This is a genomic window from Weissella tructae, from assembly GCF_000732905.1.
GTDB classification, from domain to species: Bacteria; Bacillota; Bacilli; order Lactobacillales; family Lactobacillaceae; genus Weissella; species Weissella tructae.
In genome coordinates, this window is the sequence record NZ_CP007588.1 from 1,089,663 (window position 1) to 1,109,502 (window position 19,840).

General features: G+C 41.2%; 16 protein-coding genes and 1 tRNA gene. 5 read left to right on the forward strand and 12 right to left on the reverse strand.

The features are described 5' to 3' along the window. Positions 1 to 106: 106 nt before the first annotated feature. Both WS08_RS05335 and greA read left to right on the forward strand, forming a co-directional pair. Positions 107 to 2,734, forward strand: a complete 2,628-nt coding sequence (locus WS08_RS05335; RefSeq protein WP_009496181.1) for a YfhO family protein — start codon at positions 107 to 109, stop codon at positions 2,732 to 2,734. A gap of 89 nt (positions 2,735 to 2,823) precedes the next feature. Beyond that, a complete protein-coding gene (gene greA, locus WS08_RS05340; protein WP_009496182.1) occupies positions 2,824 to 3,309 on the forward strand; it encodes a transcription elongation factor GreA in 486 nt (161 codons plus the stop codon). A gap of 139 nt (positions 3,310 to 3,448) precedes the next feature. Here greA and mltG read toward each other — a convergent pair whose 3' ends face one another. The 5 genes from mltG to femX form a co-directional block, all read right to left on the reverse strand. Beyond that, complete coding sequence (mltG, locus tag WS08_RS05345) at positions 3,449 to 4,570, reverse strand: endolytic transglycosylase MltG (RefSeq protein WP_009496183.1); 1,122 nt, start codon at positions 4,568 to 4,570, stop codon at positions 3,449 to 3,451. Between the two features lie 61 nt (positions 4,571 to 4,631). Next, positions 4,632 to 7,046 (reverse strand): phenylalanine--tRNA ligase subunit beta, encoded by a 2,415-nt coding sequence (gene pheT, locus WS08_RS05350; protein ID WP_009496184.1) that lies wholly within the window; start codon positions 7,044 to 7,046, stop codon positions 4,632 to 4,634. Positions 7,047 to 7,052: 6 nt separating this feature from the next. Continuing rightward, positions 7,053 to 8,093 carry a phenylalanine--tRNA ligase subunit alpha gene (gene pheS, locus WS08_RS05355; RefSeq protein WP_009496185.1) on the reverse strand — a complete coding sequence of 347 codons (1,041 nt, stop codon included), beginning with the start codon at positions 8,091 to 8,093 and terminating at the stop codon, positions 7,053 to 7,055. Between the two features lie 303 nt (positions 8,094 to 8,396). Next, positions 8,397 to 8,744, reverse strand: a complete 348-nt coding sequence (locus WS08_RS05360) for a winged helix-turn-helix transcriptional regulator (RefSeq protein WP_009496186.1) — start codon at positions 8,742 to 8,744, stop codon at positions 8,397 to 8,399. Positions 8,745 to 8,988: 244 nt separating this feature from the next. Further along, positions 8,989 to 9,996: a UDP-N-acetylmuramoylpentapeptide-lysine N(6)-alanyltransferase gene (femX, locus tag WS08_RS05365; RefSeq protein WP_009496187.1), complete on the reverse strand. Its 1,008-nt coding sequence runs from the start codon at positions 9,994 to 9,996 to the stop codon at positions 8,989 to 8,991. Between the two features lie 92 nt (positions 9,997 to 10,088). Here femX and WS08_RS05370 point away from each other — a divergent pair, with 92 nt between their 5' ends. Together WS08_RS05370 and WS08_RS05375 are read left to right on the forward strand one after the other, a co-directional pair. Then, positions 10,089 to 10,859, forward strand: a complete 771-nt coding sequence (locus WS08_RS05370; RefSeq protein ID WP_009496188.1) for a TrmH family RNA methyltransferase — start codon at positions 10,089 to 10,091, stop codon at positions 10,857 to 10,859. A 36-nt stretch (positions 10,860 to 10,895) separates the two neighbouring features. After that, the gene (locus WS08_RS05375; protein ID WP_009496189.1) at positions 10,896 to 11,384 is read left to right on the forward strand and encodes an HD domain-containing protein; all 489 of its coding nucleotides are present in this window, start codon (positions 10,896 to 10,898) and stop codon (positions 11,382 to 11,384) included. A 110-nt stretch (positions 11,385 to 11,494) separates the two neighbouring features. Here the strand turns inward: WS08_RS05375 and WS08_RS05380 are convergent. Then, positions 11,495 to 11,567 (reverse strand) — tRNA-Lys (locus tag WS08_RS05380). A 136-nt stretch (positions 11,568 to 11,703) separates the two neighbouring features. Between WS08_RS05380 and WS08_RS06935 the strand changes: the two genes are divergently transcribed. Continuing rightward, a complete protein-coding gene (locus tag WS08_RS06935) occupies positions 11,704 to 11,847 on the forward strand; it encodes a hypothetical protein (protein ID WP_157788565.1) in 144 nt (47 codons plus the stop codon). Positions 11,848 to 11,905: 58 nt separating this feature from the next. On the opposite strand, the gene prfB is transcribed toward WS08_RS06935, so the two are convergent. The 6 genes from prfB to WS08_RS05410 all read right to left on the reverse strand — a co-directional run bounded on the left by prfB (position 11,906) and on the right by WS08_RS05410 (position 19,840). Further along, positions 11,906 to 13,021, reverse strand: a complete 1,116-nt coding sequence (gene prfB / locus WS08_RS05385) for a peptide chain release factor 2 (protein ID WP_038528538.1) — start codon at positions 13,019 to 13,021, stop codon at positions 11,906 to 11,908. Between the two features lie 140 nt (positions 13,022 to 13,161). Then, positions 13,162 to 15,528, reverse strand: a complete 2,367-nt coding sequence (gene secA, locus WS08_RS05390) for a preprotein translocase subunit SecA (RefSeq protein ID WP_009496191.1) — start codon at positions 15,526 to 15,528, stop codon at positions 13,162 to 13,164. Between the two features lie 447 nt (positions 15,529 to 15,975). Continuing rightward, on the reverse strand, positions 15,976 to 17,469 hold the full coding sequence (gene gltX, locus WS08_RS05395) for a glutamate--tRNA ligase (RefSeq protein WP_009496192.1): 1,494 nt from the start codon (positions 17,467 to 17,469) through the stop codon (positions 15,976 to 15,978). A gap of 65 nt (positions 17,470 to 17,534) precedes the next feature. Continuing rightward, entirely contained in the window at positions 17,535 to 18,911 is a 1,377-nt protein-coding gene (radA, locus tag WS08_RS05400; RefSeq protein WP_009496193.1) for a DNA repair protein RadA, read from the reverse strand. Positions 18,912 to 18,926: 15 nt separating this feature from the next. Then, positions 18,927 to 19,469, reverse strand: coding sequence for a dCTP deaminase/dUTPase family protein (locus WS08_RS05405; protein WP_009496194.1), 543 nt, complete (start codon positions 19,467 to 19,469; stop codon positions 18,927 to 18,929). Positions 19,470 to 19,561: 92 nt separating this feature from the next. Then, on the reverse strand, positions 19,562 to 19,840 hold the full coding sequence (locus tag WS08_RS05410) for a GNAT family N-acetyltransferase (protein WP_009496195.1): 279 nt from the start codon (positions 19,838 to 19,840) through the stop codon (positions 19,562 to 19,564).

A 19,840-nucleotide genomic window follows, 5' to 3' on the forward strand; every position in this document is an offset into this window, starting at 1 on the left:
CATAATTCGCGCATTATTTTGCCGTTCGCAATTAATTCTTACTATAAATATCATTTCCAGATGTGTTTTAATGGTACTAGTGATTATTTTGTAGGAGGAATAGATTTTGGCATTTTTTAATCCAGCCCGCTGGCAACATAAAACAAGACTATTATGGCTCAGTTTTTTGTTGCCAGTCGTTTTTATGACTTTCTATTTTGCCTATCGTCAAATGGCACCGTTTGGTGATAGCACCATCTTAACAGTCGATTTAGGTCAACAATACATAGACTTTTTCGAAGCCTTTCGTACGGCCATATTACATGACCCAACTCAGATATTCTTTAACTTTAGTAAAGGATTAGGCGGAGAAATGTATGGTGATTGGGCCTATTATTTATTAAGCCCCACTAACTTCATTCTGTTATTATTCCCAAATGCTTATTTACCGGCTGGTATTCTCTGGCTCACAGTTTTTAAGTATGGACTAGTTAGCTTAAGTTTTAGTTATGCGATCTATAAATTAGGTTGGCAAAAATCATACGCAGTTCCAGTGTTTGGATTTGCGTATGCACAATCCGGTTGGTTTGTTGCCAATCAGTTAAATCTATTGTGGCTAGATGCCGCCATTCTGTTACCGCTCATTATATTAGGGATTGAATACCTTTTCGATGGTAAACGTTGCTGGCGTTATGTTTTGCCACTGACCCTATGTTTCATTAGCAACTACTACATGGCCTACATGGTCGGCTTGTTTATTGTGACCTATGCGATTTGGCGTCTGTTTATCCAACCTATCTCATGGAAAAAACGACTAAAACTAGTTGGTAAAATAACAGGCTATACGCTCATTGCAATTGGCCTAGCAACCATGTTTTGGTTACCAACAGCGTATACATTGATGGCTAGTAAAGGGCAATACATGTTACAGAATTTAACATGGACCTTTCAATATTTCCCACCTGACTTTCTTGCTAAGTTTTTCGGCGGAACATTCAACTTTGATCAGATGCCAACTGGATTACCCAACATCTTTGTCGGAAGTATCCCACTGATTACTTTCTGGGCATGTCTAACAACCCGTAAGATACGTTGGCAAGCCAAACTTGCGACAATCATCGTGACAAGCTTCCTAATTATTTCAATGATGTTCGCCCCCTTGGATTTAATGTGGCATGGTTTTCAATATCCAGTTTGGTATCCTTATCGTTTTTCATTTGTTTTTTGTTTCTGGCTTTTGTGGTTATGTGCCGCAACATGGCAACCACATTTCCGTTTAAGCATCAAACAAAGCGTTAGTTTATTTACGCTTGCGATTATCGCTTGGCTTTGGTTAGCCGTACGATATGAGGCATTGAATTTCCTAAACCTTTCACAGCTTATTATTGGTGTCGCCTTTTTCTTGATATTCTTAGTCTGCTTTACAATTCCATTTAAGCAGCTCTATTGGTCAGTACTAGTTGGTATCTTAGTCCTTGTTGAAATGGGCTCAAGTACCATTCTAACCTTGAACAATTTTTCATATCTGTCAAACAGCGAATATCAAACTTATATCAAAAATCTAAATAGCATCACGAAAGATTTACCGAATGAAAAGCATGATTTTTATCGTGTGGCACAGAGTTTTTACCGCACTAAAGGTGATCCCTTACAGGGACACTACTATGGTGCATCTACTTTTTCATCTGGTTTAGAACATCAACAAAGTACGTTCATGTCTTTGATTGGTCAACCAGAAGGTGATAATTATATTACGTATACAAGTGGCACCTTGGTCACTGACAGCTGGTTAAGCATGCGTTATTTGTTACAAAGTAACGGTGTCGAAAAAAACACGCCGGGTACCCCAGCCGCTGATGAAATTTTCCCTCGCTATGATACAAATGGCTTGTATGATTTATTTGCGACAAATACACATACACTCTTATCAGAAAATCCATTTGCCTTACCACTTGGTTTTATGACACCTGAAAATTTGGAACATCTACAATTAGAGCCAAATACACCATTGCTTAATCAAAATACGTTATGGCAAACAGCGACGACACAAAGCAAACCATTGTTCACTAAGATGGATTTCTCAAGTGCCGTTAGTCATAACACAACAACTCCAACACAAGTCACCAACGCTAGTTTCTCGCGTACAGATGAAAATAAAGGCGCTTCATTAGAGTTAAGTTTCGTCCCTTCCACTAATGACCCTTATTATCTAACGTTGGGAAATAGCGTTAACGCTGACACAACACGAATTACGGTGAACGGAACGGCGATGGGTAACATTCCAAATCACCGTCACACCATCGTTCTGCCTTTGCCAGCTGGTAAAGTTGGTAAAGTGCAAACAATCAAATTTGCCTTTAATGAACCTGATTTGTGGTTACAAAACGTGTCTTTGTATCGTTTGAACATGCCTGTATTTAAAGATGGTATCCAAGAATTAAAGCAACGACCACTACAACTGACAACCTTTTCAGATACGTCAATCACCGGTAAGGTGACTGCAACGGTAGATCAACCCTATCTAACAACAACGATTCCGTATAGTAAGGGGTGGCGTGCTACTGTTGATGGGAAAGATTATCCAATCGATCCCACGCTAGATTTCTTCATCGGCTTATCATTAGAGCCAGGTGAACACGACATTGCATTCAGTTACCGTCCACCTTGGCTTATGATTGGGACTTTGATTTCCGCACTAACTTTCCTGATTGCGCTTACAATCTATATGTATCAACGTCGCTCTAAAAAGAACTGACTTTACAGACCACGGACAACATGGTACTCTATCATGTGAAACCATACGAGTTATGAGTAAATTTTATTTATAGGGACAAGGACACACGCATGAGCGCAGATAAAGAATATCCAATGACGGCCGACGGCCAACAAAAACTGGAAGATGAACTAAACACGTTGATTATGGAAACACGTGCCGAAATTACAGGCCGTATCCAAAACGCCCGAAGCTTTGGAGATCTTTCTGAAAACTCAGAATACCAATCAGCTAAGGATGAACAAGCATTCGTTGAAGGTCGTATCAAAACACTACAACACATGCTAGATAACGCGGTTATCATCGACTCATCTGAAGTCGCATCTGATGAAGTATCTGTTGGTAAGGTTGTAACATTCAAGGAACTTCCTAACGAAGACCCTGAAACATACAGCATTGTGGGAGCCGTTGAAGCAGATCCAACTGAAGGTAAGATTTCTAACGAATCACCTATTGCAAAGGCTTTACTAGGTCACGTAATCGGAGATCAAGTTGAAGTACCACTACCAAATGGTATTGTTATCAGCGTTGAAATTCTAGCTGTGGAAGCAGCTTAATTTGAAAAGACCACTACATACGTGTAGTGGTCTTTTTTATTTTCCTATATTCAGAAACAATCATAATACATAAAAACAGGCCATGAACATAACGTTCATAGCCTGTTTTTTAATTGCTAAAATTCAAGAAACCAGATATTTATTCTGGCTTATCAAGTAATCCGATTTCATCGTTATCAGCTTGAACTGAGTCAGTCAAACCAAGATGTGCGTTGTAATCATGAGAATAGTAAATCTTACCATCCTTCAAGTTCGCAACAAAGTATAGGTAATCTTGATCACGATCCTTAGGATTCAAAACGGCTGCAACAGCGTTAACACTTGGATTGTTCATTGGACCTGGTCCAAATCCAGCGTGAACATAGTTGTTATATGCATCCTTAGTTTGAACATCCTTAATGCTCAAGTTAGCACGCTTTGTCTTCAAGGCATACTTAGTAGAAACGTCAGATTGCAATGGCATATCAATATCCAAACGGTTCAAGAAGACACCTGCAATCTTACCACGACTTTCCTTATCAACACCTTCACGTTCAACCAATGACGCAAGCGTCAACACTTCATGGACAGTCATTCCTGACTTTTCAATGTCCTTGAAGTAAGGCTTCAACGCGATGTATTCTTGACGAACCATCATGGTAACCAAATCTTCAACGGTTTCAGCATCTTGCCAGTTGTACGTTGCTGGATATAGGTATCCTTCCAAAAGATAACGAACACCCTTTGCTTTCGCAGCAGAATCCAACAATCCAGGATAATCAGCCTTCAACTTGTTAAACAATTCTTTGTCATTAACAGCTTTTAGGAAGCTCTTTTCACTAAAGTTTGTCTTTTCACCAACTTGCTTGGCAACGTCATCAATGATTTCACCTTCACGCACCAAAATAACATTCTTGTTATTTGATGGGACTGATGATCCACCTAAACGTAGTGCCAAAACAATGTCCTTAACAGGCATTGCTGGTGATAGTTGGTAGTATCCTGCCTTCAAATCTGTGTAGTTTTCGCTACTTACGTAGTTTACAAAAGCACGTTCTGAACGTAGCACACCAGCTTCTTTTAATGCTGAAGCCATTTGTTTAGGTGATGATCCTTCTTTGATACGCACTTCGCGTGTCTTATCATCTTTCGTATTTAATGCTGAGTAGTCTTTCTTATCATTTTGGATACCGTTAAAAATTGATCCTCCAACAATGAAAATAAGAACCACTACAAGCAATACCTTCATCCATCGAGGTATTTTTGCTAGAAACTTAATCATTAAACTTACTCCTCAAATATACGTAACACACTCTTTTTTTACGAGACTATTATCCCGAATTTTAGCGGATTTCAGCAGAAAACGCAACATGCAAGGCATCTGAAATGTTAGTAATCGCTGTATTAATCTCTTCGTCAACTAATGTATGTGCAGCATTTTCAAAACGCAATGAGTAAGCAACTGACTTTTTGTCATCGGCAACATTACTTCCTGTATATACGTCAAATACAGTTACATTCTTTAAGTCATTTCCACCATTTTCACGGATAACGGTAATCAAATCAGCAGAAGCAACATCACGATCCACCATAATTGCTAAGTCACGAGAAATAGCTGGGAAACGAGAGACCACATTGTATTGTGTGCCCATCTCATGGTGTTGTGCAATCTTTTCCATATCCATTTCGAAGGCGAATGTTTGGTTAACCTTGTAAGCCTTGGCAGTAACCGGGTGTACTTCCCCAATGAATCCAACAACATCGTCGTTGATGATAATGTCAGCTGTACGTCCTGGATGCATATCAACACGATCAGTATTTGGTACAAAACGTGCTGTTAGTCCCCAGTTTGCAATCAATTGTTCAACAATTCCCTTCAACGTAAAGAAATCAGCCAATTGTGCTGCTTGGTCCCAGTTACGTGCATGGAAGTTACCTGTTAACACACCAGCAACGTGTTCTGTTTCCAATGGTTGTTGATCATCCCCTTGCGCTGCAAAGACACGTCCTTGTTCGTACAAGGCTAAGTCGTTTTGGTTACGGGCAGTGTTGTATGCCACGTCATCCAACAAACTTGTCAACAAGCTACCACGTGTTGCACGACGGTCTTGTGACATTGGGTAACTTAGTTCCACTGGCGTACTTGGTGTCAACGTAAATTGGGTTGCCTTTTCTGGTGTTGTTAGCACGTATGAAATGGCTTGGTTCAATCCAAGACCTTCCAAAGTATGACGTGTGGCACGTAACAAACTTTGTGTTGGTGTTAGTTGCCCAGGTGTTGTTTCACCAGTTGGTAGTGTAGCTGGCAAATTGTCGTAACCATACAAACGCGCAACTTCTTCAATCAAGTCAGCTTGGATTGTAATATCCCAACGACGTGCTGGTACAGTCACTGTGAATACTGAGTCTGCTTCAACAAATTCAAAACCAAGACGTGCAAAGATTGCAGCGACTTCAGCTGTTTGAATGTCTGTTCCAAGTACATGGTTAATATCAGCGACACTCACTGTTACTTCTTCAGCGACATATGGTGTGTCTTGTGCAATTACTTGCCCAGCTAACACTTCACCACCAGCAATTTCAGCAATCAATGCTGCTGCATGATCCAAAGCTTGGAAAGTCATGGTCATGTCAACACCACGTTCAAAACGTTGTGATGCTTCTGAATGCAAGTTTTGGTCACGAGCTGCGTGACGAATCGCCTTAGATTCAAATACAGCGGCTTCCAAAACAACATCGCGTGTTTCTGCAGTAACTTCAGTAGATTGTCCACCCATCACTCCAGCAAACATCAATGCTTCATCACCAGATGCGATCACTAGGTCTCCTGCCGCTGTTTCACGGTCTTGACCATCTAGTGTTGTAATCTTTTCTCCAGCAACGGCTTCACGAACATGAAGCGTTGGTTCTGGCAAGTTTTGGTAATCAAAGGCATGCAAAGGTTGTCCGTATGTAAGCAACATCAAGTTAGTCACGTCGACAACGTTAGAGATTGGGCGAATTCCCATCTTCCACAAACGTTGTTGCAACCAAAGTGGTGAATCACCAACTGTTACATTCTTAACCACACGCACACCATACTTAGGTGCCAATGCAGCGTCCGCTGATACCTTAATCATGTCGGCCGCTGCTTCAGTTGTTTCAGTCAAATCAAATGTTGGTAGTGTTAGTTCTTCATCTAGAATCGCTGCAACTTCCCAAGCAGTTCCGTTCATTGACAACATGTCGGCACGGTTTGGTGTAATTCCCAATTCGATCACATGATCATCAAATCCAAGCACTTCTAAGGCGTTATCTCCAGCATTCAACTTTGCTGAATCTTCGTCTGAAAAGACCCAAATTCCTGCATCAAATGCCTTTGGTGATACCTTTTCTTCCAATCCCAATTCTTGCAACGCTGTCAACATACCATTAGACGGAACGCCACGTAGCTTTCCCTTCTTGATCTTGACACCATCAGCAATCACTGACTTGTGCTTTGCCAAAATAACGGTTTGACCAGCTGCCACATTAGGTGCACCTGTTACAACTTGAACCGGTTCGTCTTCACCAGCATCTAATTGTGTCACAACCAAGTGGTCTGAATCTTCGTGCGGTGCTACAGAAAGAACCTTTGCAATCACGATATTCTTCATATCACCTTGCAAATCAATTTGTTCTTCCACTTCTACCGCAGTACGTGAAATCTTTTCTGCCAATTCATTTACTGGCAATGAAATAGGCAAGTATTCTTTTAGCCAATCAACTGAAATATTCATTGATAATTACCCCTTTTGGTCAAATTGCGTTAGGAAACGAACATCATTCAAGTAGAAGTTACGGATGTCTTCAACACCATACTTAAGCATCGCAAAACGATCTGGTCCCATTCCGAACGCAAATCCACCGTAAACTTCAGGATCTACACCAGCCATACGTAGCACGTTTGGATGTACCATACCGGCTCCTAGCACTTCAATCCATTCGATGTCTTCAGGCTTTGTATCTGGTGTCACAGGTCCCCATGACACGTCAACTTCAACTGATGGTTCTGTAAATGGGAAATATGATGGACGCAAACGAATGTCGTGATCCGCACCAAATAGTTGGTGCGCAACCGCTAGCAAAGTCCCCTTCAAATCACCCATTGTAATGTGCTTATCAATGACAAGACCTTCAAATTGGTGGAATTGGTGTGAATGCGTTGCATCGTCTGTATCACGACGGTATACACGTCCAGGTGAAACCATCTTTAATGGTCCCTTAGCAAAGTCATGTGTTTCAAGCGCACGCGCTTGCACTGGTGATGTTTGTGTACGCATCAACAAATTCTCTGTAATGTAGAAAGTGTCTTGCATGTCACGAGCAGGGTGATCCTTAGGTAGGTTCATCATTTCAAAGTTGTACTTATCTTGTTCAACTTCAGGCCCTTCCATAACTTGGTAACCCATCCCCATGAATTGGTCTTCCAATTCTTCGATGATTTGTTGCAACACGTGTGGTTGCCCTTGTACAACAGGCTTACCTGGCAATGTCACATCCAATGTTTCATTCGCTAGCTTAGCGTTCAACGCTGCCGCTTCTAATGTTGATTGTGCTTGTGAAATTGCTTCTGTAAGTGTGTCACGTACTTCGTTAGCTAGTGCCCCAACGACTGGACGTTCTTCCGCAGTTAGATCCTTCATACCACGCAACACTTCTGTTAGTGGCCCCTTCTTACCTAGCCACTTCACACGGACATCATTCAATGCCTTTGTAATGTCTGTCTCTTCAATTTCTGCCAAAGCTTGCGCTTTTAATGCTTGTAAGTCTTCTTGTAAACTCATGTTAGGACTCCTTCTTGTAAAATAAAAAAAGCGCCCCTTCGATGCGAACATCGAAGGGACGTTGATTAACGTGGTACCACCCAAAATTTAGTCTTAATCTGCATTAAGACCCTTTGAAGTCAGTTAACGGTGACTATCCGGATACCCCTTATCAAGGTATCAGCTCCTGACTGAATGACAATTTATCCTCTGCATTGGGCTTCCACTTCCCCCAACTCGCTGGCCACGGTGTTAAATTGTCCGGTCATTCCTAGCTGTTACCCTTAATATTACTAAATTTAATGGCTATGACGCAAGCCTTTTCTAGTCTTCTTCAGGTAGATCTTGCCATTCATTTGACCAGTCATGAATTGATGCCATCATGGCGCGCATCGCTTCACCCTTTTCAGTCAATGTGTATTCAATCAACGCTGAATCTTCATATGTTAGACGGTTAATAATACCAGCCGCCTCTAATTCCTTTAAGCGTTCAACCAAGACACGGTCAGAACACTTTTCGACCATCTTAGCTAAATCCTTAAAACGCATTGTCCCATTGTTTAACAATGATTCAATAATCAATCCATTCCATTTCCGACCCAATAGGTCAAATGTCGCAATAAACTTACAACACAACTTTTCATTTACAGCGGGCATTTTTGCATCGGCCATGTTACATCCTCCATTACTTTCAATCGTAATTATGTTTAATTTTGTTAATAACCTTTCACAATTTTAGACTCATTATGATTTAATTACTAGCAAAATATTTCATTCTCACTAAATTTTTATTTTTTCACTTATTTTAGTATAGCGCTTTTTAGACCAAATTGCATTTTTCTTTTCAAACAATATACAAATTGTCATAAAAAAAGCGAGTACATCGATTTTTACAACCGAGTACTCGCAAATTTATTTACTTTACCAATTCAGCATAAACCGCATCATCCAATACAACATCAATCTCTCCGATGTATTCTAATGGGTCTGCTTTCACAAATGTATGCTTGAAAACATACAACGGATCGTTGGTCGTTGCTTCTTCAATACCACCCATATCGTACAAGGCAATATTTTCATCTAATGCCCATTGAATCATGGCAGATTGTACCGCGTATGGTGCATAGTAAACATTGCCATCCATTGAACCTGCATACATGTACCAAATCTTGTTTCCGTACTTAAAGGCGATTCCAGTAGATAGTAATTCACCTTCACGCTTAGCCATAAAGATACGCATTGTGTCTTCAGAGAAAGCAGCTTGCATACGTACAAAGTAATCCTTTGGACGATATGAAATTTCATGACGCTTAGCCATAATCTCATATGTTGTATAGAAAGCATCCAATGCTTCTTCATCATTGCCCCATGACACTTCAACCCCATCACGGAAAGGACGCTTTAGCTTACTCTTTGTCTTTGAAGGATACAAATCTAATGTTTCATTTGCATCTGGGAAATCATTTAGATTAATCACCATGTTCAAACGTGGTTGAATCGTTGCGTGCATCCCTGCATCAGCCACATTACGATTACGCATTGTGTAACCTGCGGCAATTAGCTCAGCATTCAATTCATCTGAAAAATCAATTTCTGGGTCCATACGTAGGACGTACGCATCATCCAAGACAGTTTTTGCTTCTGCAACCAAGCTGTTCAAAACGGCTACGTCAAATCCACCAGCGATAACTGGTCCTTTTGACGCATACGCAAACTTCTTACCAGCTGGTGTATCAGTTAGCAACATTGTCATCGCCCCAATAATTTCACCTGCCGCATTTTCAACAAACACTTCACGTGATTCCCAGTTATTTTTCACTTGTCCCCAAGCCAAATCTTGCGTTACACGCCCTTCTGACGTTGATTGCATAAACGTCGTGTAGCGTGATACTTCCGCAACGTTTTGACGATCTAAAATTGGCATTTTGACATCCTCTTTCTTTAACAGTCTCTCGATTATCTCTTTAACGTATTATAGCATATGCAACATGCCGTTTTTGGCGTATAATGCAATTTATGGAAACTATTAAATCAGCTCAAAATAGCCGAGTGAAAACATGGCAAAAGTTACAAACAAAGAAGGGTCGTCAAACGACTCAAACTTACCTACTCGATGGTTGGCACTTAGTGCAAGAAGCAATCGAAAACAATGGGCGCCTACGCGCTCTAATTGGTACAGCCGAACAATTGTCAGCACACGCTGATGATATTCCTCACGGAGTACCTGTTTTTGAAATCACTGCTGATATCGCTAAGAAGTTGTCTGACCTAGTTACACCGCAAGGTATCTTCGCTGAAGTATCATTGCCTACAAGCAACCGCGAACCACAATACATCCACGAAGGGGCTTGGTTGTTCCTAGACGGAATCCAAGATCCTGGTAACGTTGGAACAATGGTTCGTACTGCAGACGCAGCCGGATTCACTGGTGTTGTCTTTGGAGAAGGTTCAGTAGATCCTTACTCTCCTAAGGCTGTTCGTGCCATGCAAGGTAGCCAATTCCACCTAGAACTTGCAAGTGGAGATTTGGTTAACTGGACACGTACATTCCAAGATAACGGTTTGAACGTCTACGGTACTAAGTTAGACACAGATGCTGCGGACCTATTTGGTATGACACCTGAACAAAACTTCGCCCTAATCATGGGAAATGAAGGACAAGGGATGCAAGATGCTGTTGCTGAAGCAACAACACAAAACTTGTACATTCCATTGTCAGGTCATGCTGAATCATTGAACGTCGGTGTTGCAGCCGGTGTTGCAATGTTCGCTTTAAAGTCTCGTTAATTTTTACATGCTATACTGATTGTATGGAGGTGTTTTATGCAAAATTGGCAAAACGATCAAGCTTATCGTGAAATCGTCGATGAATTGCTTGAAAAACCAGCTGTCCAACAACTGAGTGATTATGTTCAACATCACCACTCAGACCGTTTGACGCATTCAATCAGTGTGTCTTATCGTAGTTATCGCATTGCAAAGCGTTTAGATTTAAACGCCACTGCAGTTGCCCGCGCCGGTATTTTGCATGATTTATTCTACTATGACTGGCGTGATACAAAGTTTGAATCAGGTACACATGCCTATGTTCATCCCCGTATTGCGTTACGTAACGCCGAAAAATTAACAACCCTTTCACCGATGGAAAAAGATATTATTATCAAACACATGTGGGGCGCAACGGCGGCCTTTCCAAAATATCGTGAAAGTTTATTAGTTGATATTGTCGATGATTACCTAGCCATCGTTGAATTCTTCACACCTGCAAAAAAACGCGTCAAAAAATTTCTACGTATAGCAAATAGCTATTAAAAATACCCCCGCTAATGCTACTGCATTAACGGGGGTTTTCTTTATCAATAAAACTGAACATAACATAAATAAACAAAAAAGCAGCTAGCCTAAGCTAGCTGCTTTAAGTATGTCTCCTCAGGGGCTCGAACCCTGGACCCAAGGATTAAAAGTCCCTTGCTCTACCAACTGAGCTAAGGAGACATCCGAAGTTAGTAAATAACTTACTTGATATATTATACAGTGTTTGTAAGAAAAATAAAGCGTTTTTCTTTGAATTTGCTTTTTCCATCTAAAACCGATATGCTCTTTGTAAAAGGGAAAACATGGGGATTTTGGGATGGTTGAAAACAAGCAAACACAGACAGATGAAAATAGTTTAGAAAATGCACGTTACCCATTTTGGGTTCGCGCAATTTGTATCGGTATGATTGCAATTATCTTATTTGGGATGATGGCTGGTCTACTCTATGTCATGATGTAAAGATGTAAAAAAGAGGTAGGAACTTGTTTTCAAGTTCCTACCTCTTTTATTTATATCTTTATTCTGGATTTTCAGTTGCTAATTTCCAACGTAAGTAAGCATCAATAAATGGGTCTAATTCCCCATCCATAACAGCTTGTGGATTACCAAATTCAAAGTTATTACGATGATCTTTTACCATACGGTATGGTTGGAAAACATATGATCGGATTTGTGAACCCCATCCATTTTCCATTTGGTCACCGGCAATTTGTGCACGCTCAGCAGCCTTCTTATCCATCTCACGTTGATACAACTTAGCACGCAACATGTTGTAAGCCGTATCCTTGTTTTGGAATTGAGAACGTTGTTGTTGTGATGCAACCACAATTCCCGTTGGAATGTGTGTCAAACGCACAGCGGATGATGTCTTGTTAATGTGTTGTCCACCGGCTCCAGAAGCACGGTAAACGTCCATCTTAACGTCTGCAGGGTTAATATCAACTTCAACAGAATCATCCAATTCTGGCATCACATCAATTGAGACAAACGATGTATGACGACGTCCCGCTGAGTCAAAGGGTGAAATACGCACAAAACGGTGCACTCCACGCTCTGAACGTAGATATCCATATGCATTGTGCCCAATAATCTTAATCGTGGCAGAATCAATACCAGCGACGTCACCAGCATGGTAATCCATTAATTCAACTTTAAAACCATGACGTTCTGCCCAACGCGTATACATACGTTGTAAGTTAGCACCCCAATCCGCAGATTCTGTTCCACCAGACCCAGGATGAATTTCCACGATTGCATTACTTTTATCGTAAGGTTCATTCAAAAGTTGGCTTAAACGATAAGCATCTAGGTCACTTTGTAATTGCGCTAAGGCCTCTTCCATCTCAGCTTGCATATCATCATCAGGTAATTCACTCAATAGCTCTAAAGCAGTTGAAACTTCATCAACTCCTTCCGTCAACTTCAAGTAATTATCACGACGTTCTTTTAAACTATTATTATCATCAATCACTGCTTGGGCAGTTTCATGATTGTTCCAGAAATCAGGAAAGCTCATTTCATTTTCATTGGCAGCGATAGCATCATTTAATGCATCCAAATCTAATGTCTTCCCAAAATTTTCAACATCTGTTGTAATTTCTAGTAATTGATTGCGCGCTTCGGCAATTTCCATACTGACAACCTCACATTTCATCGGCTTACGCCTAGCTATATAATTCTAATCATAGGCGACTTTTTTATCCTTGTCAATTCAACACAAAGGCAGTAAAAAAGCACTGTTGCGCGCAACAGTGCTTTTTATTTTAACTTAAATTAGTTACGAATGTTTTGGCGAATCTCTGACTTCAACACCAAACGTGTTGCATCGTATTCGATTTGCGCAATCATTTCTTCAAACATACGGAATCCTTCGTTTTGGTATTCAATCAAAGGATTCAATTGTCCGTATCCACGTAGTTGGATAGAATCACGTAATTGATTCATGTTTTCCATGTGTTCAGTCCAGTAGTTATCAACGACACGTAGAATCACAACTTGTGTAAATTGTAGCAATTGGTCATCATCATCAAGCAATTCACGCTTAGAAAGGTAGTTTTCCTTTGAACGCTTGTACAATTCATCCTTGATTTCTTGCACTGACTTGTTACGCAAGTCAGCCACATTGATACTGTCTTCTGCGACCAAAACACTCTTCGCAAATTCAGTCAATGCAACCAAATCCCATTCGCTTTCTTGACCAATTGTGTTGTTATCAACAACACGGTCAATTGTACGTTCGATCATTGGCAAGATAACATTTTCAAGGCTACCTTCTGCATCAATCACCTTATTACGGTCATTGTAGAATGTTGTACGTTGTTGTGACATCACGTCGTCGTATTGTAGGACGTTCTTACGTGAGTCGTAGTTGTTACCTTCAACACGCTTTTGGGCTGATTCAACTGAACGTGTGATCAAACCGTTACGGATAACAGCATCATCGTCTTCAAGATTCAAAGAATCCATCATGTTCTTGATACGTTCTCCACCGAAACGAATCATCAAGTCATCTTGTAGTGACAAGAAGAATTGTGAGTATCCAGCGTCACCTTGACGACCGGCACGTCCACGCAATTGGTTGTCAATACGACGTGATTCGTGACGTTCAGTTCCGATAACAGCCAATCCACCAAGGTCAGTAACCCCAGGGCCAAGCTTAATATCGGTACCACGACCAGCCATGTTGGTTGCGATTGTCACCGCACCCTTTTGACCAGCGTTGGCAATGATTTCCGCTTCACGAGCGTGGTTCTTCGCGTTCAAAACATTGTGCGCGATACCACGTTGGTCCAACATGCGTGACAATAATTCTGAACTTTCAACCGCAACAGTACCAATCAAGATTGGTTGTCCTGTTGCATGCAAACGTTCAACTAATTCAACCACCGCGTTAAATTTTTGTTCCAATGAAGGGTACAACAAATCTGGTTCGTCAATACGCGCAACTGGTACGTTAGTTGGGATTGTAATAACTTCCATGTTGTAAATTTCACGGAATTCTTCCGCTTCAGTTTGCGCTGTACCAGTCATACCTGACAACTTCTTGTAACGACGGAACAAGTTTTGGTATGTGATTGAGGCCATTGAACGGTTGTCTTCTTGAATATCAACCTTTTCTTTAGCTTCCAAAGCTTGGTGCAATCCGTCTGAGAAACGACGACCTTCTTGAATACGTCCTGAGAACGCATCAACAAGGACAACTTCACCTTCACGCACAACATAGTCCTTGTTGTTTGCCATCGTAAAGTTAGCACGCAATGCTTGGTCAATGTGGTGTGTTAGTGCAGTATTGTCTTGGTCGTACAAGTTTTCAAGTGAGAAGTATTCTTCCCCACGCTTGATACCTTCTTCAGTCATCAAAACAGACTTAGATTCTTGATCCACGATGTAATCTGTTTCTTCAACTAATGTCTTAACAAAGCGGTCTGCACGTACGTACAATTGCATGTTAACTTGTGAAGGTGCACCAGAAATAATCAATGGTGTACGCGCTTCGTCAATCAAGATTGAGTCAGTTTCGTCGACCAAAGCAAAGTTCAATGGACGTTGTACACGGTCTTCCTTACGTGAAACCATGTTATCACGCAAGTAGTCAAATCCAATTTCTGAGTTTGTTGAGTACGTAATGTCTGATGCGTAAGCCGCACGCTTTTCATAAGCTGACATTTCTGATGTGTTAATTCCCACAGTCAACCCAAGCCACTTGTACAGTTCTCCCATTTCTTCCCCGTCACGACGTGACAAGTATTCGTTAACTGTAACAACGTGGACACCTTCTTCAGACAAGGCGTTTAGATAAACAGCCATAGTGGCTGTCAAAGTCTTACCTTCACCGGTACGCATTTCAGCGATGTTTCCACCGTGAAGCACGGTTGATCCCATAATTTGTACGCGGAATGGGTAAAGTCCCAATACACGACGTGCTGCTTCACGTACGACTGCAAATGCTTCTGGTAAGATATCATCCAAAGTCTTCCCATCAGCAAGCAATTCCTTAAAGTAAGGTGTCTTTGCTTGCAACTCTTCATCTGATAATGTTGCCATTTGATCTGCGTATGATTCTACTCGGTCTGCTGTTTTTCCCAAACGACGCAGTGTTCCACGATCGCTTTCAATAATCTTTCGTAATGGATTAGCCATTTTCCACTTCCTTCTTAAATCCCCGACTTGGGTTTAGTATAGATAATATTTATTCTACCACAATTTATTTTGTAGGGACACTTTCATAAATTTAACATGCGTTTAATTTTTATGAAATATGTATTTCATGCGCTTATTTTTTATAGGCTTTATGGCAAAATCATACATCAAAGCAATCATTTCGAGTATGATAAGCCTCCTCTTTTGACCCTATTCTCTTTCAAATAATACCTGTCACTTGCCTATACAATCGCCTTCAGTTACTCCGGCCTGTGTCTATTCATGCCAAACACCCCTGCTCAAAACAATCCATGTGCATCATCAATGAACCTTTGATACTGATCGACAAACGCACGAGTCAGATAAACGGCAAAAAATTCTTTAAGATAGACATATTTCAGTCAATTAAAAAAGCCCATACATTTCTGCATGGGCTTTTTTATTTAATTACATGAAGTCACGAACGTTCTTCAATGTTTGTTCACGTCCCAATAGTTCAAGTAGTTCACCTAGGTTAGGTCCTTGTTCTTGACGTGTTGATGCAATACGTAGTGGGTTCCACAATGCACGGGCACGGATACCTGTTTCATTTTGGATTTCACGAATGGCACCCATAATAGCGTGGGCTGTAAACAATGGCATTGCTTCTAGCTTGTCCACGAATGTTTGCAATAGCATTGGCACTTCTTCCGCAGCCATCCATTCCTTTTCAGATTCAGTAATTTCAAGTGCGCTTGGCATCTTGAAGAAGACTGGTTCAATCAATGGCACAATTTGTGATGTGTATGACACACCATCCATGTACACGTTCATTACTGAACGCAACCATTGCATTGATTCCGCAGTCAATTCCTTTGGATCTACCAATTCAGACTTAACCAATTGTTGCATCATCTTATCAAAGACCATGTTTTGATCAGCTGTCTTAATCCATTGGTTGTTAATCCATTCCAACTTCTTGTTATCAAACTTAGCTGGTGACTTTGATAGACGTGCTTCATCAAACAACTTAACCAATTGTGGCTTAGTGAAGATTTCCTTTTCACCAACTGGTGACCATCCCAATAGCACAATGAAGTTCAACATTGCTTCTGGTAGGTAACCCAATTCGCGGTATTGTTCGATAAATTGCAAGATTGTTTCATCACGCTTTGACAACTTCTTACCAGTATCAGCGTTAATGATCAAAGTCATGTGACCAAAGATTGGTGCTTCCCAGTCAAAGGCTTCATAAATCATCAATTGCTTAGGTGTGTTTGACACGTGGTCGTCTCCACGTAGTACGTGTGAGATTTCCATCATGTGGTCATCCACAACAACCGCAAAGTTGTATGTTGGCATACCATCTGCCTTTTGGATAACCCAGTCACCACCAACAGTGTTGGCGTTGATTTCAACGTTTCCCTTAACCATATCATCCCAAGCGTAAACCTTTTCAGGTACACGGAAACGGACAACATATGGCAATCCTGCTGCTTCAGCTTCGGCTTGCTTTGCTGCAATTTCTTCTTCAGACATTCCTTCGTATTCGTAAACGTAGTGAGGCGCTTCCTTGGCTTCAATTTGCGCTTCACGTTCCGCTTCCAATTCTTCTGAAGACTTGTATGACTTGTAGGCCAATCCACGTTCTAGCAAGTCTTGTACCAATGGTTGGTAGATTGATAGACGTTCTGATTGACGGTATGGTCCGTATTCACCTGGATTTGCTGGTGATTCGTCCCAGTCCAAGCCCAACCATGCCAAGTTATCCAATTGTGAACGTTCACCGTCCGCAATGTTACGAGTTTGGTCAGTGTCTTCAATACGGATGATAAATTCACCCTTGTGATGACGCGCAAATAGCCAGTTAAATAGGGCTGTACGAGCGTTACCAATGTGTAGATGTCCAGTTGGTGATGGTGCGTAACGGACACGAATCTTCTTTTCTGTTTGTTCAGTCATGATTGACCCTCTCTTTAAATAAATCTGTACCTTTAAATATACATGTGTCAGACGTTGGTTTCAAGTTATCCATCAAGTCCTAAGCGTAACGCATCAGATAATGTTTTAACCCCAATGATTTCAATGCCTTCGACCTTGTTTTTAGCGTCCAAACCTGAGTACGGTACGAACACTCGCTTGAAGCCAAGCGTTTGCGCTTCCGCAATACGATCATGCAAACGTGGAACACGCCTGATTTCACCTGTTAGACCAATTTCACCCACAAAAGCATCACCCGGTCGTGTTCCTTTATCGCGATAACTAGATGCAATTGCCATTGCAATCGCAAGGTCAATCGCAGGTTCATCTAAGCGAACACCACCAGCAGCTCGCACATAGGCATCTTGATTTTGCAGTAATAGATTGGCGCGTTTCTCTAAGACAGCCATCAAAACGGACACACGATTACGATCAATTCCAGCTGAGGTACGCTGCGCATTACCAAAGACAGTAGGCGTTACCAAGGCTTGTAGTTCAACTAGCACTGGTCGTGTCCCTTCTAACGCAACAACAACGGCCGACCCACTCGCATCTTCTAGCCGTTCTTCTAAGAACATTTGAGAAGGATTCGCTACTTCAGCTAGTCCTTCATGTTCCATTTCAAAAACACCCAATTCATTGGTTGATCCAAAACGATTCTTAACCGCACGCAACAATCGGAAGCTACGTTGATTATCACCTTCAAAATACAAAACGGTGTCCACCATGTGTTCCAAAATCTTTGGTCCTGCAATGTTACCTTCCTTAGTAACATGGCCGACAATGAAGATTGTAACGCCATTGGTTTTCGCAATTTGTAAGAGTTCGGCGGTCGTTTCACGAATTTGTGCAACTGACCCAACACTTGATTGCACATCCGGTTCTTGCATCGTTTGAATTGAATCAATCACAACTAAGTCAGGCTTCAATTCATCAATCGCTTTTCGAATTTGGCTCATATCTGTTTCCGGATATAAGTAGAAATCCGCATCGCCTTGCACGCCAAGACGTTCAGCTCGCAACTTGATTTGTGATGCACTTTCTTCACCAGAAACATACAGCACTTTTTGGCCTGAATTAGCTAATGAACCAGAAACTTGTAAGAGTAGTGTAGATTTTCCAATTCCGGGATCACCACCAATTAAGACAAGTGATCCTGGAACGATGCCACCCCCTAATACGCGGTCAAATTCATTTGAATTTGAGGTCACACGCAAAGTTTCTTCTATATTAATGTCATCCAACTTTTCAAACTTCGCCACTTCACCAGCTAGGTTAACACGTGACTTACGGTCTGCTTTTTCAGGTTGTTGGACTTCTTCAACAAGTGTTCCCCATGCGCCACAACTGGGACAACGTCCCATATAGCGTTGTGAAATCGCACCACAGTTAGAACACGCAAATTGTGTTTTTACTTTTGCCATGTTCCCCTCACTTTTTTAGGCTTGGCCAGAACTACCGAATCCACCGACACGTTCAGTCTTCTTATCGTTCATATCATCATCAGTTACCAAGAATGGCATGAAGATTCCTTGCGCAATACGTTCACCCTTCTTAACCTTAACGTCTAAGATACCGAAGTTAGTCATTTGAATAAAAATTTCACCTTCGTTCTTTGGGTTATCCACGTAGTCGGCATCAATCACACCAATACCATTCGGCACAAGCAAGCGACGCTTCAATGGGTTTGATGAACGGTTTGCAATCATCAAAAATTCATTTTCAGGCATGTAAGCCTTAATTCCTGTTGGAATCAATACTGGCTTTAACGCTGTTTGGGCTTCATTCGCTTCAGTATCAATCAATGTACGGTTTTGACGCACTAACTTCATAGCATGCATCAATGGTCGCTTCCAAATTGATGGCACGACGAAGTCTTCCGCAGCTTCAAAATCATAACCAGCGGCTTGTTGTGTAGCACGTACTGGTAAGTTCAGTCCTGCATCTTGATACTTTTCTACAATCGCAAATTTTCTTGTCATCTTATTACTCCGCTTCATAAAAACTTTATTATTACTACTATTATAACAGGAAAAAAACGCTCGGTTTATCCCCGAACGTTTCCTTTTTTAATTTATTCAGTCACTTGTAGCGCTTGGTACGCAGGTGTCCGGGCAAAAATCTTTTCCGCAAATACACATGTTGGCTTTAACTTTACATCTGCTTCAATTGCTAACTGTACCACTTCTTCTAAAAGTGCATTCGCAATCCCTTGTCCACGGAGTGAACTGTGGACTACTGTATGCGTAATATCCCAAACAGTGCCATCTTCATTGGCTGGAAAGACGATTTTAGCCATAACCTCACCATCAATCACATAAGTAATCAAGCCTGGTTCATACGTAAATGTCAT